This is a genomic window from Stenotrophomonas sp. A3_2 (genome assembly GCF_036624925.1).
In the GTDB taxonomy this organism is placed as follows: Bacteria; Pseudomonadota; Gammaproteobacteria; order Xanthomonadales; family Xanthomonadaceae; genus Stenotrophomonas; species Stenotrophomonas hibiscicola.
Genome location: NZ_JAZKVY010000187.1, coordinates 1 through 552, shown reverse-complemented (window position 1 = coordinate 552; position 552 = coordinate 1). Strand labels below are relative to the sequence as shown.

Genomic DNA, 552 nt, shown 5'->3' with positions numbered 1-552 from the left:
CGCACCGCCCGCCGGCTCGGCATCCGCACGATCGCTGTCTATTCCGAAGCGGATGCCGAGGCGCTCCATGTGCGCGAGGCCGATGAAGCGTGGCCGATCGGGCCGGCGCCGGCGCGCGACAGCTATTTGCGCATCGACCGTGTCATAGAGGCGGCGCAGCGCAGCGGTGCCGCGGCGGTGCACCCGGGCTACGGTTTTCTTTCCGAGAATGCCGATTTCGCGGATGCCTGTGCCGCTGCTGGGATCGTTTTTGTGGGACCACCCGCCGGCGCGATCCGCGCCATGGGGTCGAAAGCGGCGTCCAAGACGCTGATGGAGAAATCCGGCGTGCCGCTGGTGCCGGGTTACCATGGGGAGGATCAGTCACTTGCCCTGCTGGCGGCGGAGGCGGCGCGCATTGGCTATCCGGTGCTGATCAAGGCCAGCGCGGGCGGTGGCGGCAAGGGCATGCGCATCGTGGAGCGCGCCGAGGATTTCGCCGCGGCGCTTGAAGGCGCGCAGCGGGAGGGCGCCGCCAGCTTCGGCGATGCGCGGGTGCTGGTGGAGAAATAC

The 552-nt window shown here is 69.2% G+C and carries 1 protein-coding gene; it reads left to right on the top strand.

From position 1 onward, the window contains the following. Positions 1-552, top strand: a 552-nt coding sequence (locus tag R5H29_RS05640; RefSeq protein ID WP_332328893.1) for a biotin carboxylase N-terminal domain-containing protein, incomplete at both ends; no start/stop codon positions are given.